The sequence below is a fragment of the Nitrobacter hamburgensis X14 genome, assembly GCF_000013885.1.
Lineage (GTDB): Bacteria > Pseudomonadota > Alphaproteobacteria > Rhizobiales > Xanthobacteraceae > Nitrobacter > Nitrobacter hamburgensis.
This window is the reverse complement of record NC_007964.1, coordinates 2,340,612-2,356,383: the sequence shown is the minus strand read 5'-3', so window position 1 is coordinate 2,356,383 and position 15,772 is coordinate 2,340,612. Positions and strand designations below refer to the sequence as shown.

General features: G+C 62.4%; 17 protein-coding genes. 7 read left to right on the top strand and 10 right to left on the bottom strand.

Annotated features, from left to right (window positions below; all coding sequences use genetic code 11):
* Positions 1-96: 96 nt before the first annotated feature.
* Complete coding sequence (gene rnd / locus NHAM_RS10740) at positions 97-1,245, bottom strand: ribonuclease D (protein WP_041358930.1); 1,149 nt, start codon at positions 1,243-1,245, stop codon at positions 97-99.
* Positions 1,246-1,467: 222 nt separating this feature from the next.
* Here rnd and aspS point away from each other — a divergent pair, with 222 nt between their 5' ends.
* From aspS to NHAM_RS10725, 3 genes are all read left to right on the top strand, one after another.
* Positions 1,468-3,240, top strand: coding sequence for an aspartate--tRNA ligase (gene aspS / locus NHAM_RS10735; RefSeq protein WP_011510587.1), 1,773 nt, complete (start codon positions 1,468-1,470; stop codon positions 3,238-3,240).
* Positions 3,241-3,339: 99 nt separating this feature from the next.
* The gene (locus tag NHAM_RS10730) at positions 3,340-5,640 is read left to right on the top strand and encodes an NADP-dependent malic enzyme (RefSeq protein ID WP_041357975.1); all 2,301 of its coding nucleotides are present in this window, start codon (positions 3,340-3,342) and stop codon (positions 5,638-5,640) included.
* Between the two features lie 110 nt (positions 5,641-5,750).
* The gene (locus NHAM_RS10725) at positions 5,751-6,203 is read left to right on the top strand and encodes a DoxX family protein (RefSeq protein ID WP_011510585.1); all 453 of its coding nucleotides are present in this window, start codon (positions 5,751-5,753) and stop codon (positions 6,201-6,203) included.
* Between the two features lie 126 nt (positions 6,204-6,329).
* Here the strand turns inward: NHAM_RS10725 and NHAM_RS10720 are convergent, their stop codons facing one another.
* The 3 genes from NHAM_RS10720 to NHAM_RS10710 all read right to left on the bottom strand — a co-directional run bounded on the left by NHAM_RS10720 (position 6,330) and on the right by NHAM_RS10710 (position 9,339).
* Positions 6,330-6,881 (bottom strand): dihydrofolate reductase family protein, encoded by a 552-nt coding sequence (locus NHAM_RS10720; RefSeq protein ID WP_011510584.1) that lies wholly within the window; start codon positions 6,879-6,881, stop codon positions 6,330-6,332.
* 23 nt (positions 6,882-6,904) lie between these two features.
* On the bottom strand, positions 6,905-7,837 hold the full coding sequence (locus NHAM_RS10715) for a polysaccharide deacetylase family protein (RefSeq protein ID WP_011510583.1): 933 nt from the start codon (positions 7,835-7,837) through the stop codon (positions 6,905-6,907).
* 131 nt (positions 7,838-7,968) lie between these two features.
* The gene (locus NHAM_RS10710; RefSeq protein WP_198137036.1) at positions 7,969-9,339 is read right to left on the bottom strand and encodes a L,D-transpeptidase; all 1,371 of its coding nucleotides are present in this window, start codon (positions 9,337-9,339) and stop codon (positions 7,969-7,971) included.
* 346 nt (positions 9,340-9,685) lie between these two features.
* On the opposite strand from NHAM_RS10710, the gene NHAM_RS10705 reads away from it, so the two are divergent.
* On the top strand, positions 9,686-10,249 hold the full coding sequence (locus tag NHAM_RS10705) for a CreA family protein (protein ID WP_011510581.1): 564 nt from the start codon (positions 9,686-9,688) through the stop codon (positions 10,247-10,249).
* Positions 10,250-10,293: 44 nt separating this feature from the next.
* On the opposite strand, the gene NHAM_RS10700 is transcribed toward NHAM_RS10705, so the two are convergent.
* The 6 genes from NHAM_RS10700 to yghU form a co-directional block, all read right to left on the bottom strand.
* Positions 10,294-10,539 (bottom strand): DUF6719 family protein, encoded by a 246-nt coding sequence (locus tag NHAM_RS10700; protein WP_011510580.1) that lies wholly within the window; start codon positions 10,537-10,539, stop codon positions 10,294-10,296.
* 89 nt (positions 10,540-10,628) lie between these two features.
* Positions 10,629-10,928 carry a hypothetical protein gene (locus NHAM_RS10695; protein WP_011510579.1) on the bottom strand — a complete coding sequence of 100 codons (300 nt, stop codon included), beginning with the start codon at positions 10,926-10,928 and terminating at the stop codon, positions 10,629-10,631.
* A 317-nt stretch (positions 10,929-11,245) separates the two neighbouring features.
* Positions 11,246-11,920, bottom strand: a complete 675-nt coding sequence (locus NHAM_RS10690) for a DUF2161 domain-containing phosphodiesterase (RefSeq protein WP_011510578.1) — start codon at positions 11,918-11,920, stop codon at positions 11,246-11,248.
* A gap of 37 nt (positions 11,921-11,957) precedes the next feature.
* Positions 11,958-12,500, bottom strand: a complete 543-nt coding sequence (gene fabA / locus NHAM_RS10685) for a bifunctional 3-hydroxydecanoyl-ACP dehydratase/trans-2-decenoyl-ACP isomerase (protein ID WP_011510577.1) — start codon at positions 12,498-12,500, stop codon at positions 11,958-11,960.
* A 144-nt stretch (positions 12,501-12,644) separates the two neighbouring features.
* On the bottom strand, positions 12,645-13,325 hold the full coding sequence (gene fabG / locus NHAM_RS10680) for a 3-oxoacyl-ACP reductase FabG (protein WP_011510576.1): 681 nt from the start codon (positions 13,323-13,325) through the stop codon (positions 12,645-12,647).
* Between the two features lie 46 nt (positions 13,326-13,371).
* Positions 13,372-14,244 (bottom strand): glutathione-dependent disulfide-bond oxidoreductase, encoded by an 873-nt coding sequence (gene yghU / locus NHAM_RS10675; protein WP_011510575.1) that lies wholly within the window; start codon positions 14,242-14,244, stop codon positions 13,372-13,374.
* 160 nt (positions 14,245-14,404) lie between these two features.
* On the opposite strand from yghU, the gene NHAM_RS10670 reads away from it, so the two are divergent.
* From NHAM_RS10670 to NHAM_RS10660, 3 genes are read left to right on the top strand one after another with little or no spacing between them, the layout of a single operon-like run.
* Positions 14,405-15,094, top strand: coding sequence for an ROK family protein (locus tag NHAM_RS10670; protein ID WP_011510574.1), 690 nt, complete (start codon positions 14,405-14,407; stop codon positions 15,092-15,094).
* 26 nt (positions 15,095-15,120) lie between these two features.
* Complete coding sequence (locus NHAM_RS10665; protein WP_011510573.1) at positions 15,121-15,336, top strand: DUF2945 domain-containing protein; 216 nt, start codon at positions 15,121-15,123, stop codon at positions 15,334-15,336.
* A 31-nt stretch (positions 15,337-15,367) separates the two neighbouring features.
* Positions 15,368-15,766, top strand: a complete 399-nt coding sequence (locus tag NHAM_RS10660) for a hypothetical protein (RefSeq protein ID WP_011510572.1) — start codon at positions 15,368-15,370, stop codon at positions 15,764-15,766.
* Positions 15,767-15,772: the final 6 nt, after the last annotated feature.

Sequence of the window (15,772 nt, the reverse complement as noted above, 5' to 3'; positions counted from 1 at the left end):
GATCCCGAAAAGTGGAAACCGGTTTTCGGATAAGATCATGCTCAAGGGTCTAATTCACCGTCGTTGAATCAGACTCTAACGGATGGCAGGAGTCGTTCAGCTTCGCTCCACGCGCACAACGCGGCCCTTTTCGATCGCCAATGCCAGCTGGCCATGCTTCAGCGCGAGCGCGGCCTCGCCGAACAGTTCGCGCCGCCAGCCGCGCAGCGCACCAACGTCGGCCGCGTCATCCGCGGCGATCCGCTCGAGATCGTCCACGGTCGCGATCACCTTGCTGGCGACGGCATGGCGCTCGGATGTCATACGCAGAAGAACCTTGAGAAGCTCCACCGTGGCGGCGCCGTTGGTATTGTTTCGCGGTTTCTCGATCTTGGGCAACTCGCGCGGGTCTCGGGCGAGACCGCGCTGGACCGCTGCGACAATGTCGGCGCCCCACTGCGATTTTTCAAAACCTTTCGGCAGCGAGCGCAGCGTTGCCAGCCGCTCCGGGGTTGCTGGTGCATGGATCGCGATATCGCCAACGGCGTCGTCTTTCAGCACGCGCGATCGCGGAATGTTCCGGCTCTGGGCTTCCTGTTCGCGCCAGGCCGCCACTTCCATCATGACGGCGAGATCCTTCGGCTTGCGAACCCGGGTCTTCAACCGCTCCCAGGCGCGTTCGGGGTGGAAGTCGTAGGTTTTCGGCGAGGTCAAAACCTCCATTTCCTCGCTGACCCAGTCGCCGCGGCCGCGCTTCTTGAGGTCGGCATCAAGGGCGGCAAAGACATCACGGAGATGGGTGACGTCAGCGACCGCGTATTCGAGTTGGTCCTTGGTCAGAGGCCGGCGCGACCAGTCGGTGAAGCGATGGGTCTTGTCCGGGCGGTGTCCGTTGACGCGCTCGACCAGCGCGTCATAGGCGATGGAATCGCCATATCCGAGCACCATGGCAGCCACTTGCGTATCGAAGATCGGGTGCGGAATGATGCCGGCCTGATGCCAGACGATTTCAATGTCCTGGCGGGCGGCGTGAAAGACCTTCAGGACGCGCTCGTTCGACATCAGGTCGAAAAAGGGCTTCAGGTCGATTCCCTCGGCGAGAGCATCGACCACCACGGCTTCGTCCGGGCTCGCCATCTGGACCACGCAGAGCAGGGGGTAGTAGGTGGTCTCGCGGAGGAACTCCGTATCGACGGTGACAACTGGGTAGTTGGCGAGGCGAGCGCAGACGGAAGCCAGTTCCGCGGTGGTCGTGATCAGGTCCATGAGCGCTCCATAGCCCGTCTTTTTACCCTTGTCGCCCCGCATTCGGTACACAGCACCCTTGTTTTTTCCGGACCTTTCCGGTCAAAAAACGGCGTCCCGCATCGCATTGCAGGTTCCGTCATTCGGTTGCCGCGCTATCCCTGCTCGGGTAAACCCTGACGATCTTCACACCCGGCTCGGTCCAAGCTCTGATTCGCCTCTGACCATTTTTGCAGGATTTCCATGCATCGCTATCGGTCCCATACCTGCGGCGCGCTCCGCGACAGCCACATCGATCAGACGGTCCGCCTATCCGGCTGGTGCCATCGCATTCGCGACCACGGCGGGGTGCTGTTCATCGACCTGCGCGACCACTATGGGTTGACTCAGTGCGTGGCTGATCCGGACTCGCCTGCCTTTGCGCAGGCCGAGAAGTTGCGATCGGAATGGGTGGTCAGGATCGACGGCAAGGCCCGGCTTCGCCCCGCGGGCACCGAGAATCCGGAACTGCCGACCGGCCAGATCGAAATCTACATCAATGAGATCGAGGTGCTGGGCCCAGCCGACGAACTGCCGCTGCCGGTGTTCGGCGAGCAGGAATATCCAGAAGACATAAGGCTTAAGTACCGTTTCCTCGACCTTCGTCGCGAGAAGCTTCACCAGAACATCATGACCCGCGGCGCCATCGTCGATTCGATGCGCAAGCGCATGAAGGAGCAAGGATTCTTTGAATTCCAGACGCCGATCCTGACGGCGTCGTCGCCGGAAGGCGCGCGCGACTTCCTGGTGCCGAGCCGCATCCATCCCGGCAAGTTCTACGCGCTGCCGCAGGCGCCGCAGCAGTACAAGCAGTTGCTGATGATGTCCGGCTTCGACCGCTACTTCCAGATCGCGCCGTGCTTCCGCGACGAGGACCCACGCGCCGACCGGCTGCCCGGCGAGTTCTACCAGCTCGATCTCGAGATGAGCTTTGTCGAGCAGGATGATGTTTTTGCTGCAGTGGAGCCGGTCGTTACCGGCGTGTTCGAGGAGTTCGCCAAGGGCAAGCCGGTGACAAAGAACTGGCCGCGGATTCCGTTCGCGGAAAGCTTGCGCAAATACGGCACCGACAAGCCGGACCTGCGCAATCCGCTGCTGATGCAGGATGTCTCCCAGCATTTCCGCGGCTCCGGCTTCAAGGTGTTCGCGCGGATGCTCGAGGATTCGAAGAACCAGGTCTGGGCGATCCCGGGTCCGGGTGGCGGCAGCCGGGCGTTCTGCGACCGCATGAATTCATGGGCGCAGGGCGAGGGCCAGCCGGGGCTCGGCTACATCATGTGGCGTGAGGGAGGCGAGGGCGCGGGTCCGCTCGCCAACAATATCGGTCCGGAGCGCACCGAAGCGATCCGCCAGCAGCTCGGCCTCAAGGCGGGTGATGCGGCGTTCTTCGTCGCGGGCGATCCGGCAAAATTCTGGAAGTTCGCTGGCCTTGCGCGCACCAAGCTCGGCGAGGAGCTGAACGTGATCGACAAGGACAGGTTCGAGCTCGCATGGATCGTCGACTTCCCGATGTACGAATACAACGAAGATGAGAAGAAGGTCGACTTCTCGCACAACCCGTTTTCGATGCCGCAGGGCGGACTCGATGCGCTCAACAACCAGGACCCGCTGACGATCAAGGCGTTCCAGTACGACATCACCTGCAACGGCTACGAGATCGCCTCCGGCGGTATTCGTAACCACAGGCCGGAAGCCATGGTGAAGGCGTTCGAGATCGCGGGCTATGGCGAAAACGACGTGGTCGAGCGTTTCGGCGGCATGTACCGCGCGTTTCAATACGGCGCGCCGCCGCATGGCGGCATGGCGGCGGGCGTCGATCGCGTCGTCATGCTGCTCTGTGGCACCACCAACCTGCGCGAAATCTCACTGTTTCCGATGAACCAGCGGGCCGAAGACCTCCTGATGGGCGCGCCGTCCGACGTCACGCCGAAGCAGTTGCGCGAGCTTCACATTCGGCTCAATCTGCCGCAGGACTAGTGGAGTGAGTTTGATGTTCGCGTCAGAGCTGCGCGGCTGGCGGGATGCGAATATGATACCCACTCCACGAGGGAGCTGACGAAAGCTGCTGGGAGCGTTATCGTGTCATATTCTGAGGATCTCCGCTCCGCCGCGCTGTCCTTCCACCGTTTCCCGCGTCCCGGCAAACTCGAAATCCAGGCCACTAAGCCGCTCGCCAACCAGCGCGACCTCGCGCTTGCCTATTCGCCGGGCGTTGCCGCGGCCTGCGAGGAGATTGTCGCCGATCCGGCGGAAGCCGCGTCCCTCACCGGCCGGGCCAATCTGGTCGCTGTGGTGTCCAATGGCACGGCCGTGCTCGGCCTTGGCAATATCGGGCCGCTCGCGGCCAAGCCCGTCATGGAAGGCAAGGCGGTCCTGTTCAAGAAGTTCGCCGGCATCGACGTGTTCGATATCGAAATCGCCGCCGACACCATCGAGCGTGTGGTCGAGACGGTCGCAGCGCTGGAGCCGACCTTCGGCGGGATCAACCTCGAGGACATCAAGGGTCCTGAGTGTTTCGAGATCGAGGAGCAGCTAAAGGCCCGGATGAAGATCCCGGTCTTTCATGACGATCAGCACGGCACCGCCATCATCGTCGCCGCGGCCATCACCAACGGCCTGCTGCTGAACGGCAAGACGCTCGCCGACGTCAAGATCGTTGCTTCCGGCGCGGGGGCCGCCGCTATCGCCTGCCTCAATCTGCTGGTGTCGATGGGCGCGCAACGCAGGAACATCTGGGTCTGCGATATCGACGGCCTGGTCTATGAAGGCCGCAATACGCTGATGGACAAGTGGAAGGAGGCCTATGCGCAGAAGACCGACAAACGCAAATTGGCCGACGTGATCGCGGGCGCCGATGTGTTTCTCGGCGTCTCGGCCGGCAACGTGCTGAAGCCGGAAATGGTTGCGCAGATGGCGGACAAACCGCTGGTGATGGCGCTTGCCAATCCTGTTCCGGAAATCATGCCGGACGAGGCGCGCAAGGTGCGGCCCGACGCTATGATCTGCACCGGGCGTTCCGACTTTCCCAATCAAGTGAACAACGTCCTCTGTTTTCCTTTCATCTTCCGCGGCGCCCTCGACGTCGGCGCGACAGCGATCAACGAGGATATGAAGCGCGCCGCTGTCGATGCCATCGCGCGGCTCGCGCGCGAACCGCCGTCCGATGCAGCGGTCCGGTTTGACAGCGAGACCCAGGGTTTTGGACCGGGTTCGCTGATTCCGAGTCCGTTCGACCCCCGGCTGATCCTGCGCATCGCGCCCGCGGTTGCGAAAGCCGCCATGGCGTCGGGCGTCGCAACGCGGCCGATCACGAATTTTGACGAATACCGCGGGCGGCTCGAACGCTTTGCGTTCCGCTCCGGCCTCGTCATGAAGCCGGTGTTTGCCAAGGCGAAAACGCAGCCGGTTCGGGTGATCTATGCCGAGGGCGAGGATATGCGGGTGCTGCGGGCAACCCAGCAGGTGCTCGAGGAGCAACTAGCGCGCCCGATCCTGGTCGGTCGCCCGTCCGTCGTGGAAACGCGGATCAAGCGCCTTGGCCTCGCGATCAAGGCCGGCAAGGATTTCGACCTGATCAACCCTGAGGACGATCCCCGTTACCGCTCATATGTGCAGTCCTATATCGACGTCGCCGGCCGCCACGGCGCTACGCCCGACGTCGCCCGGACCACGATCCGCACCAATGCGACGGTGATCGCCGCGCTTGCGGTGGTGCGCGGCGAAGCCGACGCGATGCTGTGCGGCGTCGAAGGCAGCTATATGCGGCACCTCCGGCACGTCCGGGAAATCATCGGGTACGTGCCTGGCGCGAGCGACTTCGCCGCGCTGTCGCTGATGATCACCAGCAAGGGCGCGTATTTCATCGCAGATACGCAGGTGCGCCCGAATCCGTCAGCCGAAGAACTCGCCGACATCGCCGCCCAGGCGGCGGTGCATGTGCAACGCTTCAACATCAAGCCGAAGATCGCATTTGTGTCGCATTCCGATTTCGGCAGCTACGACACCGAATCTTCGCGCAAGGTGCGTCGGGCGACCGAACTGTTCACCGAGCGGCATCCCCAAATCGAGGCTGACGGCGAAATGCAGGGCGATACCGCCTTGTCGGGGTCAGTGCGGCAACTGATCTTGCCGCATTCGCGGCTGACGGGTGTCGCCAACGTCCTGATTCTGCCCAACCTCGATGCGGCGAATGCGGCCTACCAGATGATCAAGGTGCTCGGCAGCGGATTGCAGGTCGGTCCCATTCTGATCGGCCCCGCGCGGCCGGCGCACATCCTGACCCCGTCGGTGACGGCGCGCGGCATACTCAATATGACGGCCGTGGCGGTGGTCGAGGCGCAGGAGCGCGCGAGTCGACAGCCAACCTTGTTCGGCTGAAATATGACGAGCGTTCTTTTTTTTGATCTTTCAAAACGCCCTGCGAAGCGCCCATACTCGAATTCTTGAGAGACGATCCACGTTCTCGTTAATTCTGCGAGGGGCCGATCATGCCAGCGTTCATCACTGTCGGACGAGTCCTGTTTTCTGTGTTGTTCATCGTTTCAGGCGCGTCCAAGCTGTTCGACATCGCGGCGACCGCGGAGGGGATTGCGTCCAAGGTCGTCATCCCGGCCGTGCTGACGGGCTTCACCACCCAGATCGAGGGTTTGACAGGTCTGCCGACCGCTCACATGCTGGCGATCGCGGTCGGCGCGCTTGAGCTTATCTGCGGCGTCTTCATCGCGCTCAACCTCGGAGCGCGTTTCTTTTCGTGGGTGCTGGCGGTATTTATCGTCGTGGCGACGTTCTACTACCACGACTTCTGGAACCAGACCGGGCCCGAAGCGAGGAACAACATGATCCACGCGTTGAAGAACCTGTCGCTGATCGGAGCGTTGTTCATCATCGCCGGGATCGATCGTCGCCCGCCAAAGGCCGAGCCGATTGGCGGCGAAGCCTGATCGCTTGGAGCTGTTCCTGCTTTGATGGAAACAAAGCCGGGCTCCAGCTTTTGTTTTGACGCGTTTTCTTGACGCGAACCGAGCCATCTTCGGGTCAAGCCCGAGAGGATGCTTCGCTCGAAAACGCTATGGCGTACGGCGCCATGCGGTGACGCGAACGTCGTTGGCGGCGTCGAGAATCCTGACCTCGCGAGGCTGGAGCCCATGCGCCGCCAGCACGGCTTGCGGAGAAGATTCGGGAACGCCCGGAAAACAGCCTTCGCCGCCGGGCAGCGTCACGTGCGGAGCCTCCGACAGCCAAAACGTGTCGTAACGATCGAGAAACATTTCGAAGATGCCGGGGCCGCCGATGATCGCGGCCGTTCCATCGCGGACACTGGCATGAGCACAAGCGTCCTCGAACGAGGCGCCGGCAGGATTCCACAAGGTTGCCTTGGCGTTGTCCGGATCGCCGGCAAGGCTCGTGACACGACGGGTCAATACGATCCTTTTGCGGAGCGGCGAATTGGGCTGATCCTCGAACGAATTGCGGCCGTGCACCACGACATCCACGCGATCCATTCCCGCGGTGAAGAACTCGAGGTCGCCTTTGAATTTCAGCGCTTCGGGCATCACGCGGTCGGCATCGGCGAGCATTCCGTCCGCCGATACGATGACGTAGCCTTCGATACGAAGCATTTTGCGTCCCGGATCGTCGCGGGCTATTCGGAGATCGTCTGGACCACGCTATTGACCGGGCGCGTGCTCACGGTCGGCAGCTTGGTATCCTTCTTCAGCTCATCGTCGTATTGCGCGAGCGTCTCGACCGGCGCCTTGGCCTTCATCTGCACCACCTTGTAGCCTCCGGCCTTCAGCCTGCGCAGAATCTCCGGCAGCGCCTCGGCGGTATGCTTCTGGAAATCGTGCATCAGAATGATGCCTTTGCCGATCTTGTCGAGTTTCTTGAAGATGTTGTCGACGACCTGTTCGGGCTTGCGCGCCTTGAAGTCGAACGAGTCGACGTCGCAGGAGAAGATCGCGATATTGCGCTCGCCCAGGTAGGTCACCATTTCCGGCGGATGCTGAAGCGCCGGGAAGCGGAAGAACGGGGCAGGGGCGGCCTCAAGCGCCCACTTGACGGCGCTGAACCCTTTCTCGATCTCGTCCTTGCGCTGCGCCTCGGTCAGCTTCTTGTTGTTGAGATTGGCATGCGACCATGTATGCCCGCCGATCGTGTGCCCGGCGGCGGCGACCTGTCGCAGGATCTCGGGATGGTACGTCGCGTGCTTGCCGATCGCGAAGAAGATGCCGGTGGTGCACTGATCGGCAAGCGCCTTCAGCACGGCGGGCGTATGTCCGGGCCACGGACCGTCGTCGAACGTCAGCACCACTTCCTTGTCGCGCAGGAAGTCGAGCTGCTTGAAATGCTCAAAGCCGAAGCCCGGACCGCCGGTCGTATCGATCTGGACCACGCGCGCAACACCGAGCGCGTCGGGGCTTCCGTTGCAGGCGACCTTCGGTCCGCTCGGCGGCGTGGAGGCTGTGGCCGAGGCGGCTTGCTGCGCTCCTTTCGGTGTTGGCGTCTGCGCCCAGGCGACCGTGGTCGCGCACAATGAAACCGCGCCTGCAAAAATGAGCCCCGCCGCGATGCGCATATCGATCACCTCAGAGGTTGTCGCGCGTTGAATCACCCGCGCTTTTTCCGTTCTTCGTCATCCTAGCGCAGCTCCGGAGAGCCCTTCCACGGAAACAGCATTTATCCCCAGTCGGTTAGCTGTTCCCTCGGCTATTGGAGCTTGACGATGAAGTCGGTGCCTTGGCCGGTTTCACCGCCGGCGATGCCCTGATCGGACACGACGATGGAGTCGCCGGTCGAAAGCGAGTCGGCGATTTTCGTCATGACGTCTTCAGGAAGGGAGATGCGGTCCAGTGCGTCGGTAGCACTGTCCGGAACAGGAGTCGGTCTGGGCTTTGCGTCGACACCGGCCGTTCGCTGGTGGGACTGGTTTTCGCGGAGGTGAACCCGATCCGCGCGATGCGCCATTGCCGGGAGCGACACCACCGACCAACGGAAGTCGTCCTTGCTGTCCTTGCCGGCTTCGGCCGTGAACACGTGTGTTCCCAACGGCCGATCGCTCGGGGTGATGGTGACGGGAGCATTGAATAGCGGTGCAAAGTTCTGCCGCACGTAAATCTTGCTGTCCTTGCGGCTGACAAAGACCGCGATCCGATCGCTCCGCTTGAGCGCAGAGATCGCCACGGACTCGGCGTTCACGTCGCTCGCCGGTGAGGGTTGAGACTGATCGTGTGCTGTCGCCGTGACAGCGGCGGCGGCGGCGGAACCGGCGCTTTGCGGCTTGTCTTCCGTTCTGGGCGCGTCGGCCTCAGGCTTGACGCCTGTTGCTGCCGTGACGTCGGCGTCCTTTTTGTAGTCTGTATCGACCTTGATCGGATCGGCCGCCGGCTCAGGTGTTGCACTCTGAGGCTCGCTCGCCACAGGCGAATCGGTCGCGGTTGATAGAACCGCCCGTTGCGCCATCGCGCCGTCGGCATTGGCGGTTAGCACTTTGGCGGCGACGGGAGCACGCTCGGGTCGATGGGTTGTCAGCAGCGGATGCGAAAATTCCGCAGGCGTCACTTCGCCGGGCGTGATGATCACCCGCGCGCCTATTCTGGTCCAGCGCCACATTTTCACCGCGAAGCTCATAGGCATTCGGATACATCCATGCGATGCGGGATAACCCGGAAGCACCCCCGCGTGCATCGCAATGCCGGACCAGGTGATGCGTTGCATGTAGGGCATCGGCGCGCCGCTGTAGATGTTCGAGCGGTGCCATTTCTGTTTCTGAATGACGCTGAAAACGCCCATCGGGGTCGAGTGGCCGCGCATTCCGGTCGATACCGGCGTTTCGGCGAAAAGGCCGTTGGCGTCATAGACCTTGAGCGTTTGCCGGCGGATCGAAATGGCAATGATGATCGGGCCCTGGGGCTTGCGCGCAACCTTGGCGGCCGATTCCGGCTTTGCGTGGCGGTGATGCTTGGCTCGATGCGGCTGGGGCCTCGTGACGGGAGGTGGAGGGGGCGCTTCGATATAGACCTCCGGATAATCGTCCGGATAATCGTTCTGCCAGAATATCTGGCTCTGCGCGGGTGACATCAGTCCGATCAGGATGGCGGTGACCAGTCCGAGCCGAAGCCGCACTGGACCGAGATACGCAGCCGCCTGGGCCGGGAAAAGTTTGCCCGCCAATAATAATCGCCACCATGTCGCCGGGAGAGAAGACCAATACTCATTCACGCCTTCGTTCCTCGAATCTGGTTCAGATGTTAATGTCAAAGATGCTCATCAGGTTCACCGGCCCGGCCCGTCCGAAGCCTCGCTTCGGTCAAAAATAGTTTGAATTTCTTCACACGAGTCTAATGCCCACCGTCTGGGCAATCGGCATCTTTCCGGGGGAACCAAGCGATCCTAAATAGACTTGGACCAGCAAACGGAGCGAATGATGGCATTTCGTGACCAGACTGATGATGACAAGCGCCGAACGGCCTGGACCTCTTGGGCCTTCGCCATCCTGGCGGTTGCGGTACTCGCCGGATCGCAGGCCCATGCGGCGGACGAACCCGACCTGATCTTTCGTCGCTCCACGGTATTCAATCTGCTGACCCCGAATGACAAGCTTGCGACCTATGGCGTCGATGATCCGGAGATCGAGGGCGTCGCTTGCCATTTCACCGTGCCGGAGAAGGGCGGCGTCAAGGGCTGGCTGGGGCTGGCGGAGCAGGTCTCGGATATTTCGCTGGCCTGCCGCCAGATCGGACCGATTCGTTTCAAGGGAAAAAAGATGGAACAGGGCGGGGACATGTTCCAGCAAAGGCGCTCGCTGTTCTTCAAGAAGATGCAGATCGTGCGCGGCTGCGACGCGAAACGAAACGTGCTGGTCTACATGGTTTATTCGGACCGACTGATCGAAGGTTCGCCGAAGAATTCGACATCCTCGGTGCCGATCATGCCATGGGGCGCCGCGGATACGGCCGTGCAAAAATGCGGTGATTTCTTTTCGCATTAGGTTTGGCCATCGGCTGCATTTCGAGCCGCGGTTGCGACCCGCATTCAGCGCCTCAAACCGGTCCGTGATACGCATTTGCGCGCACGAACGACGCCGGTCGGGCCGAGCTTCGCGCCCGAGATTTCCTTGATCTGCCCCGCCGGGCAGGACCCGTCGTCGACGAGGATGCGTTCGCCCAGCCGCAGCGTGACGATGTCGGTTTCTCGCGACACTTGCGCGGCGTTTGCGGTGGGCGCCGCGACGATCAGCGCACCGACCGTCAGAAACAGCAGTTCGCGATTTCCCGGCATCCAGCCCCCGTGGTTGGAACGACGTGCGCCGCACTTTAGTAACGCGGCCGCGGCAAGCTGGTCGCGGCGGTGATCCAGATTGATCCGGATCAGATTCGTTTGTCGTTGCCGAATCTGCGGACCACGCGGCGCTCGACTACGACCGAGCGCAGCGCGCCCTGTTCGCCGGCAATCACGCGCGTGGTTGGCGACCGCGCAACGGTGCGGGCGGCTTTCTTGACCTCAGCGTGAACGACATCGAACGGCATCCCGATCAGCGATGCCGCGATCTCGGCCTGCGAGTCGAGATCGTTGGTGATGCCGGTGGCCGCGAAGATGGCTTCGTCCAGCGTGGGAGGATCGCGGCGGACCCGCCGGATGCCATATTTCGTCTGCCAGCCTTCGTTCATCGGTAGCCTCAGTGGGTTGCGCAAACCTGGACCAGGAAAATCGACGATGAAGCGCTTTAACGCGTCACAGCCGTTCGACGAACGACGTCGCTTCGTTCGCCTTTGTCCCGTACACCCACGTCTCAGATTCGATTCAAGTTCAGGACGTAGATGTCCGACAGAAAGCGGAACATAACGATTCAATCAAATCTCATCCCGCTTTATGAGACTCGATGCTGAATCTCAATACGGGATTTGTCTTGGCAAGACAGCTATGCATTTTGACGCGCTTGGGTCGCTTTTCGAGCCGGACCGGTGCCCTCCGTCGCCGGATAGCATCAGGCGGCTGGCGACGATCCGAGGGAATGCTGTGGCCATCGCTCTAGCGCGGCGCGGCCCCCGGCAGTCAGGGTATAGACCCCGCGCTCGACGCAGTCGAACCATCCATAGACGTTATGGAGAAGGATTTTTCCAGCATCCGGGTTTTCCGGCGTGAGATCCCGCACGCGGCGCGGACCTGCGGCCATCGCGGCCGCACAGCTCAGCGCCTGCTGACGATAGGCTGTCATGATCGGCGTCCGCGTGCTGCCACCGGCAACGGGATCGCCCTTGCGACGCTGGTGCTCTGCGACCAGCCGGGAGCGCTTTTTGGGATTGCGGCGGGGACTGACGGCGGCGGGCGCGACCAGCACTTCAACGCCACCCCGATCGGTCACGCCAAGCATCCCGAATCCGAGTCGCCGGCACAGGTTGCGATAGCGCGCATCGCTTTCGCGGCCCTTGCCGCGCATCGACAGCCTGGCGGCAAGCCAGACCTCGTCGCAGGCGCCGGCGCGGTCGACACCTTGCAGGATCAATTCGAGATTGAAGCTGAGCTTCAACTCGCCGATCACCACGATAGGCGGATCGTCGCCGCTGAGCGCGACCAGATCGCAGCCGCCGATCTCGCCCTTGACGGTGAAGCCGAGGCTTTCAAGATGACGTTTGACCGGAAGATAGAGCGAGGTTTCCACGGGTGCGGCGACTCCGGACGATTGCGGCTTGAGTTTATCAGCCGGCCGGTTTAATCGGCGAGTCGGGAAGGTGCTTGAATAGGCCGAGCCGAAGGTCGCTGGCGCGATAGATCACCTCGCCGTCCGCGCATACCGTGCCATCGGCAATTGCCATCACCAGTTTCGAACGCATCACGCGCTTGATGTCCACGGTGTAGGCGACCCTGCGGACGTGCGGCAGGATCTGCCCCGTAAACTTCAGATCGCCGAGGCCGAGGGCGCGGGCCCGCACATGCCGGTCGCGGCCGAGCCAGACCAGATAAAATCCCACCATCTGCCACAGCCCGTCGAGGCCAAGGCAGCCGGGCATCACCGCGTCGTTCTGAAAGTGGCAGCGGAAGAACCAGAGGTCCGGTTTGATGTCGAGCTCCGTGCGCACCAGTCCGCGCCCGTACTTCCCGCCGCCTTCCGTGATCTCCGTGATGCGATCGAACATCAGCATCGGCGGTAGCGGAAGTTTCGGCTCGCTTGGCCCGAACATTTCGCCCCGGCCGCAGGCCAGCAAGTCCTCGTAGTCGTAGTTACTGCGAAGCCCAGGCATGCGTTGATGATCCTGCAGGAAATTGTCGCCGGCAAGGGTAGCAAACAGCGCAGCTGCGCCGCTTGATTGAATGGCAACGGCCTTAACATCGGGTTACTTTATCGCGGGGTTGTATCCTGCGTATTACAGCGAGAAAATCAGGTCTCAAACACGTCCGCGCACGGGCAGCAGCGCTCCGGTCACGGCGCTCGCCGCATCGCTGGCCAGAAACAGGATGACGTTCGCCAGTTCATCCGCCGTCACCCAGGCCGTGAAGTCCGCCTTGGGCATGTCCCTGCGATTGGCTGGTGTGTCGATGATGGACGGCAGTACGGCATTGACGGTGACTTTCCCCTTCAGTTCGGCGGCGAGCGCTTCGGTCAGACGATGCACACCGGCTTTCGACGCGGCATAGGCGCCCATGCCGGCGTTAGCCTGCAACGCCGCCACCGCGCCGATGTTGACGATGCGTCCGGCGCCGGAGGCAACCAGATGTGGGATCGCGGCCCGCGAGGCGTTCAGCGCGGTGGTCACGTTGATCGTGTAAAGGCGCTGCCAGGTTTTTGGGTCGCCGTCGGCCACGGTCTCGAACGTGAACGCGCCGGCGATATTGATGAGGGCGTCGAGCCGGCCGAAATGCGCGGCCGCTGCGTCGACGGCCTGCAGGGCCTGCGCCGCGTCGGACAGATCGACGCCACCGAGATCGATCCGATCCGCCGTGGCGCCGCCTTTCGCGGCAGCCCGGTTGATGCCGGCCACTCGGGCGCCGCGCGCGACGGCGGCGTCCGCGACGACCTTACCCAGTGCGCCGGAGGCTCCGGTGATGATGATGGCTTTTCCATGCATGAAGGGACCTCCAGGTTAAAATGGCTGCAAATGATGCTGGCAGGCGTCAGGCCTGCTTCGCAAGCTTGTCCTGCGTCCGGGTCTCGAAATCGGAGGCGTCGTGGCGCTCGTGGAGCTGGCTTGCGGGATCGCCGGAGGAACGGTTGACGATGCGGCCGCGCTTCACCGCGGGCCGCGCGGCGATCTGTTTATTCCAGCGCTGCACGTTCTTGTAGCTCTGGACGTCGAGGAAGGTGCCGCTGTCGCCGTAGAGCAGACCCTGGGCCAGGCCGCCGTACCACGGCCACACCGCGATGTCTGCGATCGTGTACTCCTTGCCGGCGAGATAGTCGTTGGCCTTGAGCCGGCGGTCCAGCACGTCCATCTGCCGCTTCGTCTCCATGGCGAAGCGGTTGATGGCGTATTCGATCTTCTCCGGCGCATAGTTGTAGAAATGGCCGAAGCCGCCGCCGAGATAGGGCGCGCTGCCCATTTGCCAGAACAGCCACGACAGGCATTCCGCGCGCGCCGCCGCTGTTTTCGGGATGAACGCGCCGAACTTCTCCGCGAGATGCAGCAGGATCGCGCCGGACTCGAACACCCGGATCGGCTCAGGTCCCGAGCGGTCCATCAGCGCCGGAATCTTCGAGTTCGGGTTGACCTCGACAAAGCCCGAACCGAACTGCTCGCCGTCTATCCGGATCATCCAGGCGTCATACTCCGCGCCGGTGTGGCCGAGCGCGAGCAGCTCCTCGAACATGATCGTGACCTTCTGGCCGTTCGGCGTTCCCCGCGAATAAAGCTGAAAGGGGTGGTTGCCGACCGGCAACACCTTCTCGTGGGTCGCGCCGGCGGTCGGCCGGTTGACCGAGGCGAATCTGCCGCCATTCTCCTTGTCAAAGGTCCAGACTTTGGGCGGCGTGTAGGGGGCATCGGTCATCTAAGGAGGGCTCCGGGAAAGGCGGGATATCGCAACTAGTTAGGTCCGAATGCGAGAGGCCGCAAGCCGGTGTGTGCAAGGCAGGCGACGGCAATACGGCCGCATTTGATCGCTTCATCGGAACCTTGGACATAGATGAGGCGTTCTAAGGACAGACACCATGAAAACAGCGCGCACGAACCAAACCGCCCGATCCATTCTCGCGATCGACGTCGGCGGGTCTCACGTCAAGGTCATGACCGACAAGGACCGCATCAAACGCGAGTTCGAATCCGGACCCGATCTCGCGGCGAAGCAGATGGTGCGCAAGGTCAAGGCGCTGACGAAGGACTGGTCCTACGACGTCATTTCGATCGGCTATCCCGGACCCGTCGCAGGCAATCGTCCGCTGCACGAGCCCTTCAATCTCGGCGAGGGATGGAAGGGCTTCGATTTCCAGAAGGCGTTCTGCAAACCGACCAAGGTCATCAACGATGCGCTGATGCAGGCGCTCGGCGGCTACAAGGGCGGACGAATGCTGTTTCTCGGACTCGGCACCGGGCTCGGCTCCGCGATGATCGTTGACGGCGAACTGGAGCCGATGGAATTGGGACACCTGCCGTATCGCAAGGGCAAGACCTACGAGGATTATGCCGGCGAAGCCGGGCGCGAGCGCCGCGGCGACAGGAAATGGCGCAAGCACGTCGCCGATATCGTCAGGCAACTCACAGCCGCGCTGGAGCCGGATGAGGTGCTGATCGGCGGCGGCAATGTCGAACATCTCGACAAGCTGCCGCCAAAGTCACGACGTGGCGATAACGCCGACGCGTTCGAGGGCGGGTTTCGGTTGTGGGACGAAGGACGGCGTTAGCGCGTAGTCCACGCGGGAAAAACACGATGGCAAAGCGATTCAAGATTGGCGACCATGTGAGCTGGAATTCCGAAGCGGGCCGGGTGTCGGGAACAATCATCGCCATCCATACCGGGGATTTCGACTATAAGGGTCACACCCACCGCGCATCGGAAGACGATCCGCAGTACGAAATCAAAAGCGACAAGACCGATCACGTTGCGGCCCACAAGGGTGGTGCGCTTGAGCATATCCGCAGGTGAGGGCGCGGCGCGCGCGTTCGCCTGGATTTGAATGGCCCAGCGGCCGCCGAACGTCTATGATCAACCCATGTCGCGACTTCTGTGTCTATCGATGGCCATCGTCCTGCCGCTGCCGTCCGTCGCGGCGGAAGCGGCCCCGCACCATAAGAAGCACTTGCACCGCTCGCACAGCTACGGCTTTCTGCCGGGCTATCGTCAGCCGCTGAACAACGCGGCGCCGCTTTTCAAGCAGGAGCCCGTCGTGCTGCGCAACGCGCGCCGTGAGCGGCGCCATTGGTACATCGATCCGAACGTGCAGTATTTTAACTGGCGCGACGGTGAGTGGCGCTATCCCGGCCGCCCCGGGTTCTACCGCGGCCGCTTCAACGGCGGCAGCATAGGCCCGTGCTGGACGCAAACGCCGATCGGGCCGGTGTGGACGTGTGTGTGAGGGTAC